Raw genomic sequence first — 16,321 nt, 5'->3', positions numbered from 1 at the left:
GTGGTGGAGGACTAAGCCAGGCTACGTGCCGGCCGGGGACCCGACCTCACAGGTCGGCGATGTGCTCGATGATCGCGGTGGTGGAGATGGCCGGGGTCCGGGGGAGGTAGACGACCTCGCAGATGTCGGACAGGTCGTCGAACCTGCCGGCCCAGTCGTCGCCCATCACCAGCACGTCGGCGCCGTGCTCGAGCAGGTACTCGCGCTTCTGCTCCAGGCTCTCCTCGACGAAGACCTCGTCGACGACCTTGAGCGCCGACACGATGGCCAGGCGCTCGGCCTGGCTGAAGACCGGGACCCGGCCCTTCTTGCGCTCGTTGAGGGCGTCGGCCGAGACACCCACGACCAGCCGGTCGCCCAGCGCGGCAGCACGTTCGAGGACCCGGAGGTGGCCGAGGTGGAACACGTCGAACGTGCCGAAGGTGACGACGGTGCGAGCCATGGGCGGCATTCTGGCATGCACCGTGGAAGATGGGTCCGATGAACGACACCGTGCCGAGTCCCCGCCCCCTGCCGATCGTCACGGCCGCCCCGGAGGCGGACGCGGCACGCCGCCGCGGCCTGCGCCGGATGCGGACGCTCGCCGTCTCGCTGCTGGTCTTCGCCGCCGTGGTCTACGTGGCCACGCTCGGGCAGGACGGGTTCTGGGGCTTCGTCAACGCCGGGGCGGAGGCGTCGATGGTGGGCGCGATCGCCGACTGGTTCGCCGTGACCGCGCTGTTCAAGCACCCGCTGGGGCTGCCGGTGCCGCACACGGCCTTGATCCCCAGGCGCAAGGACGAGCTGGGCAAGAGCCTGGAGGAGTTCGTGGGGGAGAACTTCCTCCAGGAGGACATCATCCGCGACCGGGTGGCCAACGCGGCCGTCTCCGCCCGGGTGGGCGCCTGGCTCGCGGAGCCGGCGCACGCGCGGCGGGTGGTCGACGAGGCCGCCGAGGTGATCGCCATCGGTCTGGCGAAGGTGCGCGACGAGCACGTGGCCGACCTGGTCACCGAGGCGTTGGTGCCCCGGTTCCGCGACGAGCCGATCGCGCCGCTGGCCGGCACCCTGCTGGCCGAGGTGGTGCACGACGGCACCCACCACGGGCTGGTGGACCTGGGGATCGAGGAGCTGCACCGCTGGCTGGTGCGCAACCCCGAGACGTTCACCGAGGTGCTCTCCCAGCGCGCCCCCTGGTGGACCCCGGTCCGGCTCAACGAGGCGGTCACCTCCCGGGTGCACGTGGAGGTGGTGCGCTGGCTGGAGGACATCCGCGACGACCCGGAGCACCAGGCACGGGTGGCGCTCGACTCGATGCTCACCCAGCTCGCCCAGGACCTGCAGTCCGACCCGGCGACGCAGCAGCGGGCGGAGTCGCTCAAGGAGCGGCTGCTGGACCACCCGCAGGTCAGCGCGACCGCGGTGTCGTTGTGGAACTCCCTGCGCCGCGCCTTCCTGGGCTCGTTGCGCGACCCCCAGGGCGAGGTGCGGGCACGGGCGCTGCGCGAGCTCGAGGCGTTCGCGCTGCGGCTGCGGGAGGACGCCGGGCTGCGGGAGCGGCTGGACCGCGGCGCCGCCGACCTGGCGGTCTTCACCGTCGAGCGGTACGGCGCGGAGATCACCGCGGTGATCACGCACACGGTCGAGCGCTGGGACGGCAAGGAGGCCGCGCGGCGGATCGAGCTGCACGTCGGGCGCGACCTGCAGTTCATCCGGATCAACGGCACCCTGGTCGGCGGCCTGGTCGGGGTGCTGATCCACACCGCGAGCGTGCTGCTGGGGCACTGATGAGCGACGATGGGCAGATGAGCGCACAACCGGTGGACGTCCCGATCCGTGACGAGTCGATCAGGCTCGGTCAGTTCCTCAAGCTCGCCAACCTGGTGGAGCACGGGTCCGAGGCCAAGACGCTGCTCGCGGCGGGCCTGGTCCGGGTCAACGGGGAGCCGGAGACCCGGCGGGGTCGTCAGCTGGTCGTCGGCGACGTCGTCCTCCTGCTGCCGCAGCGCGACGCGGAGGAGGGCGAGGCGGGGGAGAGCACCGAGCCGGGAGCGGGCGAGGACGCCGCAGGACAGGCCGCCCGCGTGGCCACGGGGGACGTGGCGGACGACCTGCCCTGGTGAGACGTACGGGTCAGCGGACCTCGAGCAGGTCCACGACGAAGATCAGCGTCTCGCCGGGGGCGATGGCGCCGGGGGCTCCGCGGTCGCCGTAGCCCAGGTGCGGCGGGATGACGAGCCGGCGGCGGCCGCCGACCTTCATGCCCTGGACACCCTGGTCCCACCCGGCGATGACCTGGCCGATGCCCAGGCGGAACTGCAGCGGGGCGCCGCGGTTGTAGGAGGCGTCGAACTCCTCGCCGGTCGAGTGGGCGACCCCGACGTAGTGGACCGAGACGGTGTTGCCGGCGCCGGCCTCGGCGCCGTCGCCCTCGACCAGGTCGGTGACCTCCAGGTCGGTGGGGGCGTCTCCCATGTGCGGGTCGACCTCGGGCTTCTGCATGGGCGTGCCTGCCTGTCTGCCGGCCCGGAGCCGGCGGTGCGGGCCGAGCGGGGCGCTCAGCTCTGGTGGACGTAGCTGTCGAGCTGGTCTCTCTCGAACTCCAGCTCCTGGATCCGATTCTTCACCACGTCCCCGATGCTGATGATGCCGACCAGTCCTCCGTCCTCGACCACGGGCACGTGGCGGATCCGCCGCTGGGTCATCAGCAGCATCAGGTCCTCCAGCGACTGGGTGGTCTCGCAGGTGTGCACGTCGGTGGTCATGATCGTCCGCACGCTGTGCGTGAGCAGGTCGGGGTCGGAGGCGAGCCGCCGCACCACGTCCCGCTCGCTGACGATGCCGTCCAGCGCCTGGCCGTCGTGGCTGACCACGAGGGCGCCGACGTTGTGCTCGGTCAGCAGGTCCACCAGGTCGCGTACCGGTGCGTCGGGCGGGACGGTGATGACTTCCTTGATCGACTTGCCGTTGAGTACGTCGCTGATGCGCATGGTGACCTCCGTGGCAGCCGGGTCGTCTGGGACGCGGCGGTGGGTACGTGGCTCCACGCTAGTGGCCGCCGAGGTGGCTGAACAGGCTCAGGACGGCGGGCGGCGCCGCAGCTCGTGCACCGAGCCGTTGCCGGAGGGGCGCGCGTCGGGGTCGGTCTCGTCGTCGGGCGAGGTGCCGAGGAAGGCCAGCGCGGCCTCGTGCAGGTGGCCGTTGGAGGCCACGGCGTTGCCACCGAAGGGGCCGTCGTCGCCGGCCAGGGAGGTGAACCGGCCGCCCGCCTCGCGCACGATGATGTCCAGCGCCGCCATGTCGTAGATCTCCAGCTCGGGCTCCGCGGCCAGGTCGACGGCACCCTCGGCGAGCAGCATGTAGGACCAGAAGTCGCCGTACGCCCGGGTCCGCCAGCAGCGTCGGGACAGGGAGAGGAAGTCGTCGAGCCGGCCGCGGTCCTCCCAGCCCGACAGCGAGCTGTAGGACAGGGAGGCGTCCTCGAGCCGGCGTACGTCGGAGACCTCGCACCGGGTGGCCTTCATCAGGGAGCGACCGGTCCACGCGCCGTTGCCCTCCGAGGCCCACCAGCGGCGCTGGAGCTGCGGCGCCGAGACCACGCCCAGCACCACCCGGCCGTCGACCTCCAGGGCGATCAGGGTGGCCCAGACCGGGACGCCGCGGACGAAGTTCTTGGTGCCGTCGATCGGGTCCACGATCCACCGGCGCTGGCTGTGCCCGCTGGAGCCCTGCTCCTCGCCGAGGACCGCGTCCCGGGACCGGACGCGCGACAGCGTGCGGCGGATGCCCTCCTCGACCGCGCGGTCGGCGTCGGTGACCGGGGTCAGGTCGGGCTTGCTCATCACGTGCAGGTCCAACGCCTTGAACCGGGACTCGGTCAGCGAGTCCGCGTCGTCGGCCAGCAGGTGGGCCAGACGGAGGTCGTCGGTGTAGTCCGGGGTGGCGTTGCCGTGGGGGGACATGGGCACAGGCTATTCCCCCGCCGCCGTCGATCCGCCAGGGTCGGCTCCGTGGCCCTCCCGGGCCGCCAGCAGCCGGCGGAAGGAGTCGACCCGCTCGGGCTCGGCCTCGCCGGCGGCCAGTGCCTCGTCCAGCCCGCACTCGGGCTCCCCGGCGCCGTGCGTGCAGCCGCGCGGGCAGCCCTCGGTCATCTCGTCCAGGTCCGGGAACGCCTCGATCAACCGCTCGGGGCGGACGTGGGCCAGGCCGAAGGAGCGGATGCCCGGGGTGTCGATGATCCAGCCCTCCCCGTGCGGCAGCGGCAGCAGGTAGGCCGAGGTCGAGGTGTGCCGGCCCCGGCCGGTGACGGCGTTGACGTGCCCCACCAGGCGGTGGGCGTCGGGCACGAGGGCGTTGACCAGGGTCGACTTGCCCACGCCGCTGTGGCCCACCAGGACACTGGTGCGGCCGCGCAGCCGGTCGCGCAGCTCGCTCAGATCGCCCCCGCGGGAGGTGACCACCCACGGCACGCCCAGCGAGCGGTAGGTGGAGAGCAGGACCTCCGGGTCGGCGAGGTCGGCCTTGGTCAGGCACAGCAGCGGGGCCATGCCGGCGTCGTACGCCGCCACCAGCGCCCGGTCGATCAGTCGCGGCCGGGGCTCGGGGTCGGCCAGGGCGGTGACCACCACCAGCTGGTCGGCGTTGGAGACGATCACCCGCTCGACCGGGTCGTCGTCGTCCGCGGTACGCCGCAGCGTGGTCGTGCGCGGGATCACCTCCACGATCCGCGCCAGCGAGCCGTCGCGGCCGCTGACGTCGCCCACCACCCGGACCCGGTCGCCCACCACGACGCCCTTGCGGCCCAGCGGCCGCGACTTCATCGCCATCACCGTGCGGTCCTCGATGAGCAGGGTGAACCGGCCGCGGTCCACGGTGACCACCACGCCGTCGACCGCGTCGTCGTAGGAGGGCCGTTCCTTGGTCCGGGGCCGGGTACGGCGCCGCGGACGCTCGTAGTGCTCGTGGTCGGTCTCGTCGTAGCGGCGGCTCATCGGGTGCCCAGCTCCCCGGCGAGCCTCGAGGACGCGGTCACCACAGGCCCGACCAGAAGGCGGCGAAGTCGGGGAAGGTCTTGCTCGTGGTGGCCACGTCCTCGACCTGCACGCCGTCGACCGCGGCCCCGAGGATCACCCCGGCGTGCGCCATCCGGTGGTCGGCGTAGGTGTGGAAGACCCCGCCGTGCAGCGGAGCCGGGGTGAGGGAGAGACCGTCCTCGCGCTCCACCACGTCGGCCCCCAGGGCCGCGAGCTCGGTGGCCAGCGCGGCGATCCGGTCCGTCTCGTGACCGCGGATGTGCGCGATCCCGCGCAGGTGCGAGGGGGAGTCGGCGAGCGCGCAGAGCGCCGCGACCGCGGGGGCCAGCTCGCCCACGTCGTGCAGGTCCAGGTCGACCCCGTGCAGGACGCCCGTGCCCTCCACCACCAGACCGGCGTCGGTGAGCTGGACCCGGCACCCCATCAGGGTGAGGATCTGGCGCAGCGCGTCCCCGGCCTGGGTGGTCCGGCGTGGCCAGTCGCGGACCATCACCCTCCCGCCGGAGACCGCGGCCAGGGCCAGGAAGGGCGCCGCGTTGGACAGGTCCGGCTCGATGGTGTGGTCGACGGCGCGGATGGCCCCTGGCCGCACCCGCCACCGGTCCGCCTCGCCGTCGTCGACCTCGACCCCGTGCTGGCGCAGCATCTGGACCGTCATCTCGATGTGCGGCAGGGAGGGCACCGGCTTGCCCTCGTGCACCACCTCCACGCCCTCGGCGTAGCGGGCACCGGCGAGCAGCAGGGCCGAGACGAACTGCGAGGAGGCCGACGCGTCGAGCACCACCCGGCCGCCCGGCACCGAGCCCTTCCCGCGCACGGTGAAGGGGAGCGAGCCGCGTCCCGCGTCCTCGACCCCGACGCCGAGGGCGCGCAGCGCCTCCAGCACCGTGCCGACCGGGCGGTTGCGCATGTGGGCGTCACCGTCGAACGTCGTGTCCCCCTGGGCCAGGGCGGCCACCGGGGGCACGAACCTCATCACGGTGCCCGCCAGCCCGCAGTCGACCTGGGCGCCGGCCACCAGGGGGGCGGCGGGGCTCACCTGCCAGTCGTCGCCGTCGGTCTCCACTCGGGTGCCGAGCGCGCGCAGCGCCTCGGCCATCAGCAGGGTGTCGCGCGAGCGGAGCGCGCGGCGCACCACGCTGGGACCGTCGGCGAGCGCGGCCAGCACCAGCGCGCGGTTGGTCAGCGACTTGCTTCCGGGCAGCGAGACGGTGAGGTCCACCGGGCGACGGACACGGGGCGCGGGCCAGGGGTCCACGTCGCGGAGCGGCTGCGAGGTCACCCGGTCACCCTAGTAGGGCCCGCTCCCGCGGGCACCTGGTGTCCGGTCGGGAGCCCCGCGCCTGCACGACGGGCTCGCCCGGCGGCCCTAGGGTGGGACGCATGTGCGGTCGCTATGCCTCCAGTCGGGCCCCCGAGGACCTCGTCGAGGAGTTCGAGGTGGTGACGCCCCGGGTCGCCGAGGCGCTGGCGCCGGACTGGAACGTGGCGCCCACCAAGGAGGTCTACGCGGTGCTCGAGCGCCCCGCCCGGCGCGACGAGGGGGAGCAGGAGCCCGAGCGCCAGCTGCGGGTGCTCACCTGGGGACTGGTCCCGTCCTGGGCGAAGGACCCGGCCATCGGCAACCGGATGATCAACGCCCGGGTGGAGACCGTGGCGGAGAAGCCCGCCTTCCGCAAGGCGTTCGCGTCCCGCCGCTGCCTGCTGCCCGCCGACGGCTACTACGAGTGGTACCCGACGTCGGTCCTGACCGCGGCCGGCAAGCCGCGCAAGCAGCCCTTCTTCATCCGGCCCCGCGACCACGGGGTGCTGGCGATGGCCGGGCTCTACGAGATATGGCGCGACCCCGCCCGGGCGGACGACGACCCGCACCGCTTCCGCTGGACCTGCACCGTGATCACCACCGAGGCCGAGGACGAGCTGGGCCACATCCACGACCGGATGCCGATGATGCTGGACCAGGCGCGGTGGTCGGACTGGCTCGACCCGGGCGCCTCCGGCGACGACCTGCGGGCGCTGCTCCAGCCGGCGTCGCCCGGGCGGCTGGAGGCCTACCCGGTCTCGACCCTGGTCAGCAACGTCCGCAACAACGGCCCCGAGCTGGTCGAGCCGCTGCCGCTGACCGACCTGGATCCGGCCGTGGTCGACGAGGTCGCGTCCCGGGAGTCGCGATGAGCGGCGCCGAACGCCTCGTGCAGACTCCGCGCGGTGAGGCACGCCTGGTCACCCACCGCTCCCGACGGCCGGTGGCGACCCTGCTGCTGAGCCACGGGGCCGGTGGCGGGCTGGAGGCCCCCGACCTCCAGGCGCTCGCGGCGGCACTCCCGTCCGTCGGCGTGACGGTCGTCCTGCTGGAGCAGCCCTGGCGCCGCGCCGGACGCAAGCTCGCCGGGCCGCCGGCCACCCTGGACGAGGCACTGCGGGTGGCCTCCGACCAGCTCCGGGTGCGTACGCCGCTGGTGGTGGGTGGTCGCTCGGCGGGCGCGCGGTCCGCAGCCCGCAGCGCCCGGCGGCTCGGCGCCTCGGGCTGCCTGGCCCTCGCCTTCCCGCTGCACCCGCCCGGGAAGCCGGAGAAGTCCCGCGTCGAGGAGCTGCTCGGGGTCGGCCTGCCCACCCTGGTGGTGCAGGGGGAGCGGGACCCGTTCGGGCGGCCGGAGGAGTTCCCCGCGGGCGTCGACCTGGCCGTGGTGCCCGACGCGGACCACTCCTTCAAGGTCCCGACCCGGTCACGGATCAGCCGGGACGAGGCCCTGGGGATCCTGGTCGAGTCGACGGTGGAGTGGATCGTCCGGGAGATCTCGGGGAATGGAGCGGGCTGAGGTCGTGTTGACCCCGACGTGCTCGCAACAGTCCCCGAATCCGGTGTCCCGCTAGTGTGGGACCCGATGAATGACGCCCTGACGGAAGAGACCGACGCGCAGCGCACCGAGCGGTTCGAGCGCGATGCTCTCCAGTACCTCGACCAGCTCTACTCGGCCGCGATGCGGATGACCCGCAACCCCGCGGACGCCGAGGACCTCGTCCAGGAGACGTTCGCCAAGGCGTTCGCCTCCTTCCACCAGTTCAAGCCGGGCACCAACCTCAAGGCCTGGCTGTACCGCATCCTCACCAACACGTTCATCAACACCTACCGCAAGAAGCAGCGGCAGCCCCAGCAGTCGATGGCCGAGGACGTGGAGGACTGGCAGCTGGCTCGCGCCGAGTCGCACAGCTCCAGCGGCCTGAAGTCGGCTGAGACCGAGGCCCTGGAGCACCTGCCCGACTCGCAGGTCAAGGACGCCCTGCAGCGGCTCCCGGAGGAGTTCCGGCTCGCGGTCTACCTGGCCGACGTGGAGGGATTCCCCTACAAGGAGATCGCGGAGATCATGGAGACGCCGATCGGGACGGTCATGTCCCGGTTGCACCGCGGTCGCCGGCAGCTGAGGGACATGCTGAGCGACTACGTGACGGAGCACGACCTGCTGAGCGCGGGCTCGGTCGAGAAGGGGAAGAAGTCATGAGCCACGAGCACGGCGAGGACTGCGCCGACTACCTCGAACGGATCGTCTACTTCCTCGACAACGAGCTCGACGACGCGGACTGCGCCGCGGTGCAGCGGCACCTCGACGAGTGCGGGCCCTGCCTGAGCCGCTTCGACCTGCAGCGCACGGTGAAGACCGTGGTGGCCCGGTCCTGCCAGGAGCAGGCGCCGTCCGCGCTGCGCGAGCGGGTGCTGATGCAGATCCGCGAGGTCCAGGTCCGGATCACCGAGGGCTGACCTCAACCCGGCGCGGACCAGCGCAGGAAGCAGCGAACCCCCGGGCCGGAACGGCGCGGGGGTTCAGTGCTAGAAAGCGCTCAGGCGTTGGGGCGCTTGCCGTGGTTCGCGCCCTTCTTCTTGCGAGCGCGGCGCTTGCGGCCGGTCTTGCCCATGGTGTCCTCCTGCGGTCGGGTCGACCCTGCGAACAGCGAAGGGCCAAGGGTCAGTCTCTCAAAGGTCACCCAGCCGGAGAAATCCGGGCCAGGAATCGGGTCGCGTCGACCACGACGCGGGTCACCTCGCCGGTGCCCACGACCGCCCCCGCCCGCCCGTCCGTGACGTGCCGGGCCGCCACCGAGAGGCGGTGCAGCCGCCCGTCGGTGTACGTCGTGGTGGCCGTGACCTCCACCTCCTGACCGACCGGGCTGGGGGAGAGGTGCTCCAGCTCGACCCGGGTGCCGACGCTGGTGGACCCCGGCGTCAGCGCCGGCTCGAGCGCCGCGCAGGTGGCCGCCTCGCACCAGGCGAGCAGGCGAGGCGTGCCGAGCACGGGCAGCGACCCGCTGCCGACCGCCAGCGCCGTGTCCGTCTCGGAGACCGTGAAGCGCAGCGTCGCGCTCCCGGGCGTCTCGGGCTGGGCATCGGGCTGACGGTCGGTCACGGGCTCTCCTGCGGTGTCGGTGTCCGGCGGGTGCCGGATGGTGTCGATCGGTGTGCGGTGTCGGGGTGGGGGGTGGGGAACGAGCCTGCTCAGATCCCGAACGTGTTGCGCGGGTACGCCGCGTCCACGTCGGTGATCACGTTGACCAGGTAGGGCACCCCCGAGGCGTACGCGCGGTCCAGGGCCGGGCCGATCTGGCGCGGGTCGGTGACGGTCTCGCCCGCACCGCCCAGCGACTTGACCACGTCGTCGTAGCCGGTCCGCTGACCCAGGTCGGCGGCCACGTCGTAGCCGTAGAGCATCTGCATCGGACCCTTCTCCAGGCCCCAGGCGGAGTTGTTGCCCATCACCATCACGACCGGCAGGTCGTGGCGGACCAGGGTGTCCACGTCCATCAGCGAGAATCCTGCGGCCCCGTCGCCCAGCAGCAGCGTGACCTGTGCCGAGGGACGGGCCAGCCGCGCCGCGATCGCGGAGCCCAGTCCGGCGCCCAGGCAGCCGTACGGCCCCGGGTCGAGCCACCCGCCGGGCCGCTGGGGCTCGACGAACTTCCCCGCGAAGCTGACGAAGTCACCGCCGTCCCCGATCACCACGGAGTCGTCGGCCAGCCGGGGGAGCAGCTCGCCGTAGATCCGCGCGGGGTGGATCGGGTCCGCCTCGGCCCCCAGCAGCGCGCGGTCGCGCTCGGTGGCGGAGGCCACGGTCGCCTGGAGGTCCGAGACCCAGGCCGACCAGTCGGGACGGCGGGGGGCACGCTCGAGCGCCGCGACCAGGCCGTCGAGGACCAGCGAGAGGTCGCCGCTGACCGAGGCGGCCAGCTTCGCGTGGCCGGAGAGCTGCCCGGGAGAGTCGGCCACGTGCACGACCTGCGCCTCGGGGGCACCGTCCTTGCCGCCGAAGGCGCCGTAGCCGAGCCGGAAGTCCAGCGGGGTGCCGACCACCACGACCAGATCGGCCTGCCCCAGGGCCTGTCCCCGGGCCTTGGTGACCAGCAGCGGGTGCCTGCCGGGGACGATCCCGCGGCCCATGCCGTTGGTCAGCGTGGGCACGCCCGTGGACTCCACCAGCCGGAGCGCGGCGTCCTCGGCCCTGTCGGCCCACACGTCGGTGCCCAGCACGAGGACCGGGCGGGACACGGCCGCCAGCAGCCCGGCGATCCGGGCCACGGCGTCGGCGTCGGGCTCCACGGGGGCGGGGCGCGCACCGGTGGGCGCGGGACCCGAGGCGGAGCTGAAGAACTCGTCCATCGGCACGTCCACGAAGACCGGTCCGCGGTGCGAGCTGCCGGCCACCCGGAAGGCCTCGTCGATCCCGCCGAGCACGTCCCCGGCGGTGTGCAGGGTGCGGGCCAGCTTGGAGACGGGAGCGATCAGCGGCGGGTGGTCCAGCTCCTGCAGGCTGCCGGTGCCCCACCGGTTCGCCGGCGCGCGGCCGCCGACGACCACCATCGGCGACCCGGCGAACTGGGCCTGGGCGATCGCGCTGATGCCGTTGGTGACGCCCGGCCCGGCGGTCAGCACGGCCAGCCCGGGGGTCCGGGTGAGCTTGCCGGTGGCCTCGGCCGCGAACGCCGCGGTCTGCTCGTGCCGGACGTCGAGCAGGCGCATCGGCGGGTCGGCCTTGACGGCGCCGTCGTACATCGGGAAGACGTGGGCGCCCGAGAGCGTGAACATGGTCTCGACGCCGTGGGCCCGGGCGGCGGCGACGGCCAGCTCGCCCGCGTGGCCGGAGATCTCTTCGTTGGTCATGTGACGCAGGTTACTCACTCGTAGAAGGCGCGGAGGGATCTCAGCCCAGAGCACCTCCTGCGCAGCTCACAGGAGATGGTCGGCGTTCGTCTCGCGCAGCGCCGCCACCACCACCAGGAGCAGGTCGGAGCGGACCGAGGGCGGCTCGGGGGCCAGCAGCAGCTGGAGGTGGAGCGCCCGGAGGAAGGCCTGGGAGGCCGCGGTCCGGGCGAGGGGGTCTCCCACGGGGCCGCCGAGAGCGCCGTACGGCGAGGCGTGCGCAGCGATCCGGGCGACCCAGGGCTCGAGCACCTTGAACGGGACCAGCTCACGGCGCAGCACCGCCATCGTGGCCCGGGCCAGGCGGTCGGTGGACCCGTCGACCGGCACCTGGTCCTGGGTCAGCACCAGCCGGTCGGCCACGACGTCGAGCAGCACGGTCTCCTCCGGCGCCCCGAGGTGTGGCGAGGCGGCCAGGGCGGCCAGTGCGTCGGCTCCGTGAGCGAGGGCCCGCGCCCACCCCTTCTCCGGCACCCAGCCGCGCAGGTCCTGCTCGCGCACCAGCCAGGTCGCCACCCGGTCGCCCCAGCGGACGACCTGGTCGGCGGTGAGCAGGCGCATCTCGTTGTCGCGGGCGAGCACGTCGCCCAGCACCCGCACCGACCAGGCGCGACGGAAGACCGAGTCGTCACCCCGGCCGCCGAGCCCGACCTCGAGCCCGGTCGCCATGCCGTCGCCGAGGCCGGCCAGCAGGTCGTCGTAGACGCCGCGGGCGATCCAGGTGGAGAGGGCGGGATAGGCCAGGCCGTCGCGCAGTGCCGGGTCGGGGGAGCCGAGCATGCTGGTCAGCTCGGCGGTCAGCTCGTCGAGCGGCCGGTCCGTCGGCACCGGGAGCCCCCCGGACATCACGTCGCGCCAGTACCCCGCTGCCATGCACCCATCCTGCCAGCCGTCCGGATCCCAGCGCGCGTGCCGGTCGCCCGTCGGCGGGGCCTAGGGTGATCGGGTGCCTTCGCTGACCGAACTGGTGCGCGCCCACACCGACCTCGACGACGACGACGTCGCCTGGCTGTCGCTGTTGATGGCCGACTGGCAGATCATCGCCGACCTCTCCTTCGCCGACCTGGTCATGTGGCTGCCGGACCGCGAGCGCCGCGGGTTCTGGGCGGCCGGCCAGATGCGGCCCACGACGGGACCCACCGCCCTGGTCGACGACGTGGTCGGGACGTTCATGCCGGCCGGTCGGCGGCGGATGCTGGACATGGCGCTCGAGCAGGGGCGGCTGGTCCGCGAGGGGGACCCGGAGTGGCGCGACGACGTGCCGGTGCGGGTGGAGACCATCCCGGTCCGGCGGGACGGCCGGGTGATCGCGGTGATCGCGCGCAACACCAACCTGCTGGGGGTGCGCACGCCGAGCCGGCTCGAGCTCGCCTACCTGGAGACCGCCTCGGACCTCACCCAGATGATCGCCCAGGGGTTCTTCCCGCCGCCGGGCCAGCGCAGCGACCACGCGGACACCCCGCGAGTGGGTGACGGGTTCCTCCGGGTGGACGCGGCGGGCAGGGTCACCTACGCCAGCCCCAACGCGCTGTCGGTCTACCGCCGGCTCGGGCTCGCCGGCGACCTGGCCGGGGTGGTCCTGGCCGACCTGACCCGGGACCTGGTGCCGCCGCGCCGCCGCCCGGACGAGGAGACGCTGAGCGCCGTGCTGGGCGGCCGCGCGCACCGCGACACCGAGCTGGGCACCGACCAGGTCTCCCTGGTCGTGCGGGCGATGCCGCTGATGCCGCGAGGCGAGCGGATCGGTGCGCTGGTGCTGCTGCGCGACGTCACCGACCTGCGGCGTCGCGAGCGCGAGCTGGTCACCAAGGACGCGACGATCCGCGAGATCCACCACCGGGTGAAGAACAACCTGCAGACGGTCGCGGCGCTGCTGCGCCTGCAGGCGCGCCGCATCGACGAGCCCGCGGCCAAGCTCGCGCTGGAAGAGGCGGTACGCCGCGTCGGCTCGATCGCCATCGTGCACGAGACGCTGAGCCAGGCGGTCACGGAGCGGGTCGACTTCGACGAGATCGCCGACCGGCTGGGCCGGATGGTCACCGACGTGAGCGTGGCGGGCGACCGGGTGCGGGTGCTACGACGGGGATCCTTCGGCAGCCTCGACTCCGAGGTCGCGACCCCGCTGGCGATGGTGCTGACCGAGGTCCTGCAGAACGCGGTCGAGCACGGCTACCCGGAGGAGGGCACGGCGTCGGGCACGATCCGGGTGGAGGCCAGGACGGGCCTGGGTCGCCTGCACGTGGTGGTGACCGACGACGGACGAGGGCTGCCCGCCGACTTCGATCTCGACGTCTCCACGAACCTGGGGCTCTCCATCGTGCGCACCCTGGTGGAGTCGGAGCTGGGCGGGCAGCTCGCGGTGGTGCGAGCCGCCCACACCGGCGGGACCCGGGTCGTGGTCGACGTCCCGGCCGAGAAGCTCCCCGTCGAGGGGGGAGCCCAGCCGGGCCGCCGGTGACGGCTCAGGTGGAGCGGACTCAGAAGTGGAACGAGCTCGGAGGTGGAACGAGCTCAGGCGGTACGGACCCGGGTGCGGGCGTTACGACGCTTGAGGGCCCGGCGCTCGTCCTCACTGAGTCCCCCCCAGACTCCGTGGTCCTGGCCGGCCTCCAGCGCCCACGCGAGGCAGAGCTCGCGCACCTCGCAACGGCGGCACACCTGCTTGGCCTCCTCGATCTGAAGGATGGCCGGACCGGTGTTGCCGATCGGGAAGAACAGCTCCGGGTCCTCGTCGAGGCAGGCAGAGCGGTGGCGCCAATCCATGGCTGAGTTTCCTCATTCCTGGGGTCGGGGGGAGGGCGACCGGTCCGAGACATCTGGTCGCACAGTAGGGGGGACTCGAACTGCGGCGCGGCAAGAGACGCCGTGACGAGCGCGACAACAAGCCTCGCAAGAGATGGCTCGCCGCACAACCCCCCGAAGTAGTCACATCCATCACAGCCGTTCCCTCTTGCCTGGAGGCCCCGGACTAGACTCGAGCCTGTGAAGAGCCCCGCTTCGACCTCCCCGACCCTCCCCGTCCCGCTGGTCATGGCGCTGGTCCTGACCGGCCTCGAGGGTGTGGTGATGCTGGGTCTGGCGGTCGTGGAGCTCTTCTCGCTCGACCTGGGGCGCCTGGCGATGGGGCTGACCACCACCGCCTTCTTCGTCGGGTACGGCGTCGGCCTGCTGTGGTGCGCCTACGGCGTCTGGCAACGCGAGACCTGGGGGCGGAGCCCGGTCGTGCTCGCCCAGCTCATCCAGCTCGGCGTGGCCTGGAGCTGGTTCGGCGGGACGCCTCGCCTCTCGGTCGCCCTGGCGGTCGTGGCGGCGCTGGTCCTCGTGGGGATCTTCGTCCCCGCCAGCCTGCGTGCCCTGGAGGAGGAGCACCAGCACGCCTGAGCCTGGCTCAGTCGCTCTCCAGCGAGCTGCGCAGCTGGTCGAGGGTCCGGGTGAGCAGGCGGGAGACGTGCATCTGCGAGACGCCGATCTCCGCGGCGATCTGCGACTGGGTCATGTTCTTGAAGAACCGGAGCAGCAGGATTTTCTTCTCCCGCTCGCCGAGGCTCTCCAGCAGCGGCTTGATCGACTCCCGGATCTCCACGTTCTCCAGGTTGTCGTCGTCGACGCCCAGGGCGTCCAGGATCGAGGGCCCCTCGTCGTCGCCCTCGCCGGCGTCCAGGGACAGCGTGGAGTAGGCGTTCGCGGACTCGATCCCCTCCACGATCTCCTCGACCGTGCAGCCGATCGACTCGGCCAGCTCGCGGGGGGTGGGGGAGCGGCCCAGGGTCTGCACCAGCTCGCCGGTGGTGGTGGCGATCTGCATCCGCAGCTCCTGGAGCCTGCGCGGGACCCGGATCGCCCAGCCCTTGTCGCGGAAGTGCCGCTTCACCTCGCCGATGATGGTGGGCGTCGCGTAGGTGGAGAACTCGACCCCGCGGTCGCGGTCGAAGCGGTCCACGGCCTTGATCAGGCCGATGGTGCCGACCTGGACGAGGTCCTCGAACGGCTCGCCGCGGTTGCGGAACCGTCGGGCGCAGTGCTCGACCAGGGGGAGATGGAGATGCACCAGCTCGTCGCGCGCCCAGGCGGCGGTCGACGACTGCGGCTCGGCGCCACGCAGTGCGTCGAAGAGCTCAGCGCTGCGACGACGGGTCAGGTCGAGCGCGGAGAGCGACGCTTCAGTGGAGTCCCCCATCTCCAGGACCATCTCAGGTGTCGGCCTCGCTCACGCTCGAGGCCACGCTCACCCGGACGGTGAACCGGTCGTCCTCGGTCGAGACCGCGATGTCCCCGGCCAGGGAGCTGAGGACCTGCCAGGCGAAGGAGTCGGGGTCGACCTCGGGCGGGTCCGAGCACTGCACCGAGATCTCGATCGTCATCGAGTGCGGCTCGAGGAAGAAGCGGCAGGTCAGGTCGGACCCGGGATCGGCCTCGGGCAGCATCATGGCGCTGGCCTCGCCGATGGCGATCCGCAGGTCCTCGATGTCGTCGAGGGTGAAGTCCAGCCGTGCGGCGAGTCCGGCGGTCGTGGTGCGCACGACGGAGGCGTAGGCGCCGTCCGCCGGGATCCTGAGCTCGACCTCGGCCTTGCGCGCCATGGTGATCTCACTCATCGCTGATGCCGCTCATCGTGATGTCAACCGTCCTTGCTCTGTCGAACGAGGCGAACCCTAGTGGGGCGGGCCACCGAGGTGGAACCCGCCCCCCTGGGGTGGACGCCGAGGTCAGGCCTTCTTGGTCTCCCAGAAGATGGCGGCGATCTCGTCGATCTTGGCCAGCAGCTCGTCCGCCTTGGCGGCGTCCAGCTCGCCCTTGGTGCCGGAGGCGCCGGCCAGCTTGGTCGCCTCGTTGACCAGGGTGTGCAGCTGCGGGTACTTCTCGAAGTGCGGGGGCTTGAAGTAGTCGGTCCACAGCACCCACAGGTGGTGCTTGACCAGCTCGCTGCGCTGCTCCTTGATCAGGATGGCGCGGGTGCGGAAGTCGGGGTCGTCGTTGTCCGCGACCTTGGCGATGATCGCCTTGATGGACTCGGCCTCGATGCGGGCCTGCGCGGGGTCGTAGACGCCGCAGGGCAGGTCGCAGTGGGCGGAGACCTCGACGGTGGGGGCGATGAAGCGGGAGAACATCAAACGTTCCTCTC

General features: G+C 72.6%; 21 protein-coding genes and 1 pseudogene. 8 read left to right on the top strand and 14 right to left on the bottom strand.

What is annotated here, in order from left to right:
• Window positions 1–46: 46 nt before the first annotated feature.
• Window positions 47–442: an adenylyltransferase/cytidyltransferase family protein gene (locus tag H8838_RS13160; RefSeq protein WP_181312882.1), complete on the bottom strand. Its 396-nt coding sequence runs from the start codon at window positions 440–442 to the stop codon at window positions 47–49.
• Window positions 443–480: 38 nt separating this feature from the next.
• Between H8838_RS13160 and H8838_RS13155 the strand changes: the two genes are divergently transcribed.
• Both H8838_RS13155 and H8838_RS20000 read left to right on the top strand, forming a co-directional pair.
• Window positions 481–1,767 (top strand): DUF445 domain-containing protein, encoded by a 1,287-nt coding sequence (locus H8838_RS13155; RefSeq protein WP_181312881.1) that lies wholly within the window; start codon window positions 481–483, stop codon window positions 1,765–1,767.
• 17 nt (window positions 1,768–1,784) lie between these two features.
• Window positions 1,785–1,970 (top strand): annotated as a pseudogene (locus tag H8838_RS20000) (RNA-binding S4 domain-containing protein); the annotation flags it as partial.
• Between the two features lie 142 nt (window positions 1,971–2,112).
• Here the strand turns inward: H8838_RS20000 and H8838_RS13145 are convergent.
• The 5 genes from H8838_RS13145 to aroA form a co-directional block, all read right to left on the bottom strand.
• Window positions 2,113–2,481 (bottom strand): FKBP-type peptidyl-prolyl cis-trans isomerase, encoded by a 369-nt coding sequence (locus H8838_RS13145; RefSeq protein ID WP_181312879.1) that lies wholly within the window; start codon window positions 2,479–2,481, stop codon window positions 2,113–2,115.
• A 56-nt stretch (window positions 2,482–2,537) separates the two neighbouring features.
• Complete coding sequence (locus H8838_RS13140; RefSeq protein ID WP_185995802.1) at window positions 2,538–2,969, bottom strand: CBS domain-containing protein; 432 nt, start codon at window positions 2,967–2,969, stop codon at window positions 2,538–2,540.
• An 87-nt stretch (window positions 2,970–3,056) separates the two neighbouring features.
• Window positions 3,057–3,941 carry a histidinol-phosphatase gene (gene hisN / locus H8838_RS13135; RefSeq protein ID WP_181312877.1) on the bottom strand — a complete coding sequence of 295 codons (885 nt, stop codon included), beginning with the start codon at window positions 3,939–3,941 and terminating at the stop codon, window positions 3,057–3,059.
• 9 nt (window positions 3,942–3,950) lie between these two features.
• A complete protein-coding gene (rsgA, locus tag H8838_RS13130; protein WP_185995803.1) occupies window positions 3,951–4,970 on the bottom strand; it encodes a ribosome small subunit-dependent GTPase A in 1,020 nt (339 codons plus the stop codon).
• Between the two features lie 37 nt (window positions 4,971–5,007).
• Window positions 5,008–6,294, bottom strand: coding sequence for a 3-phosphoshikimate 1-carboxyvinyltransferase (gene aroA, locus H8838_RS13125; protein WP_224766121.1), 1,287 nt, complete (start codon window positions 6,292–6,294; stop codon window positions 5,008–5,010).
• Between the two features lie 101 nt (window positions 6,295–6,395).
• Here aroA and H8838_RS13120 point away from each other — a divergent pair, with 101 nt between their 5' ends.
• The 4 genes from H8838_RS13120 to rsrA all read left to right on the top strand — a co-directional run bounded on the left by H8838_RS13120 (window position 6,396) and on the right by rsrA (window position 8,769).
• Window positions 6,396–7,187, top strand: a complete 792-nt coding sequence (locus H8838_RS13120; RefSeq protein ID WP_181312875.1) for an SOS response-associated peptidase — start codon at window positions 6,396–6,398, stop codon at window positions 7,185–7,187.
• Window positions 7,184–7,831 (top strand): alpha/beta hydrolase family protein, encoded by a 648-nt coding sequence (locus tag H8838_RS13115; RefSeq protein WP_185995804.1) that lies wholly within the window; start codon window positions 7,184–7,186, stop codon window positions 7,829–7,831. Before H8838_RS13120 ends, H8838_RS13115 begins: the two co-directional genes overlap by 4 nt.
• Window positions 7,832–7,897: 66 nt before the next feature.
• Window positions 7,898–8,512, top strand: a complete 615-nt coding sequence (locus tag H8838_RS13110; protein ID WP_181312873.1) for a sigma-70 family RNA polymerase sigma factor — start codon at window positions 7,898–7,900, stop codon at window positions 8,510–8,512.
• Window positions 8,509–8,769 carry a mycothiol system anti-sigma-R factor gene (gene rsrA, locus H8838_RS13105; RefSeq protein WP_181312872.1) on the top strand — a complete coding sequence of 87 codons (261 nt, stop codon included), beginning with the start codon at window positions 8,509–8,511 and terminating at the stop codon, window positions 8,767–8,769. The genes H8838_RS13110 and rsrA overlap by 4 nt, the downstream gene beginning before the upstream one ends.
• A gap of 80 nt (window positions 8,770–8,849) precedes the next feature.
• On the opposite strand, the gene H8838_RS20340 is transcribed toward rsrA, so the two are convergent.
• The 4 genes from H8838_RS20340 to H8838_RS13085 all read right to left on the bottom strand — a co-directional run bounded on the left by H8838_RS20340 (window position 8,850) and on the right by H8838_RS13085 (window position 12,072).
• Window positions 8,850–8,924, bottom strand: a complete 75-nt coding sequence (locus H8838_RS20340) for a 50S ribosomal protein bL37 (RefSeq protein ID WP_369759046.1) — start codon at window positions 8,922–8,924, stop codon at window positions 8,850–8,852.
• Window positions 8,925–8,989: 65 nt separating this feature from the next.
• Window positions 8,990–9,412 carry a thioesterase family protein gene (locus H8838_RS13095; RefSeq protein WP_185995805.1) on the bottom strand — a complete coding sequence of 141 codons (423 nt, stop codon included), beginning with the start codon at window positions 9,410–9,412 and terminating at the stop codon, window positions 8,990–8,992.
• A gap of 89 nt (window positions 9,413–9,501) precedes the next feature.
• A complete protein-coding gene (locus tag H8838_RS13090; RefSeq protein WP_185995806.1) occupies window positions 9,502–11,160 on the bottom strand; it encodes an acetolactate synthase in 1,659 nt (552 codons plus the stop codon).
• 66 nt (window positions 11,161–11,226) lie between these two features.
• Window positions 11,227–12,072, bottom strand: coding sequence for a DUF2785 domain-containing protein (locus tag H8838_RS13085; protein WP_185995807.1), 846 nt, complete (start codon window positions 12,070–12,072; stop codon window positions 11,227–11,229).
• 73 nt (window positions 12,073–12,145) lie between these two features.
• Between H8838_RS13085 and H8838_RS13080 the strand changes: the two genes are divergently transcribed.
• Complete coding sequence (locus tag H8838_RS13080; protein WP_181312868.1) at window positions 12,146–13,657, top strand: sensor histidine kinase; 1,512 nt, start codon at window positions 12,146–12,148, stop codon at window positions 13,655–13,657.
• Between the two features lie 53 nt (window positions 13,658–13,710).
• Here the strand turns inward: H8838_RS13080 and H8838_RS13075 are convergent, their stop codons facing one another.
• Window positions 13,711–13,962, bottom strand: coding sequence for a WhiB family transcriptional regulator (locus H8838_RS13075; protein WP_181312867.1), 252 nt, complete (start codon window positions 13,960–13,962; stop codon window positions 13,711–13,713).
• Window positions 13,963–14,181: 219 nt separating this feature from the next.
• On the opposite strand from H8838_RS13075, the gene H8838_RS13070 reads away from it, so the two are divergent.
• Window positions 14,182–14,580 (top strand): hypothetical protein, encoded by a 399-nt coding sequence (locus tag H8838_RS13070; protein ID WP_185995808.1) that lies wholly within the window; start codon window positions 14,182–14,184, stop codon window positions 14,578–14,580.
• Window positions 14,581–14,587: 7 nt separating this feature from the next.
• Here the strand turns inward: H8838_RS13070 and H8838_RS13065 are convergent, their stop codons facing one another.
• The 3 genes from H8838_RS13065 to sodN form a co-directional block, all read right to left on the bottom strand.
• A complete protein-coding gene (locus H8838_RS13065) occupies window positions 14,588–15,376 on the bottom strand; it encodes an RNA polymerase sigma factor SigF (protein ID WP_224766120.1) in 789 nt (262 codons plus the stop codon).
• A 13-nt stretch (window positions 15,377–15,389) separates the two neighbouring features.
• A complete protein-coding gene (locus tag H8838_RS13060; RefSeq protein WP_181312864.1) occupies window positions 15,390–15,794 on the bottom strand; it encodes an ATP-binding protein in 405 nt (134 codons plus the stop codon).
• A gap of 111 nt (window positions 15,795–15,905) precedes the next feature.
• Complete coding sequence (gene sodN, locus H8838_RS13055; RefSeq protein ID WP_181312863.1) at window positions 15,906–16,307, bottom strand: superoxide dismutase, Ni; 402 nt, start codon at window positions 16,305–16,307, stop codon at window positions 15,906–15,908.
• Between the last annotated feature and the right edge of the window lie 14 nt (window positions 16,308–16,321).

Source organism: Nocardioides campestrisoli, from assembly GCF_013624435.2.
GTDB lineage: Bacteria > Actinomycetota > Actinomycetes > Propionibacteriales > Nocardioidaceae > Nocardioides > Nocardioides campestrisoli.
This window is presented reverse-complemented; position numbering and strand designations above follow the sequence as displayed.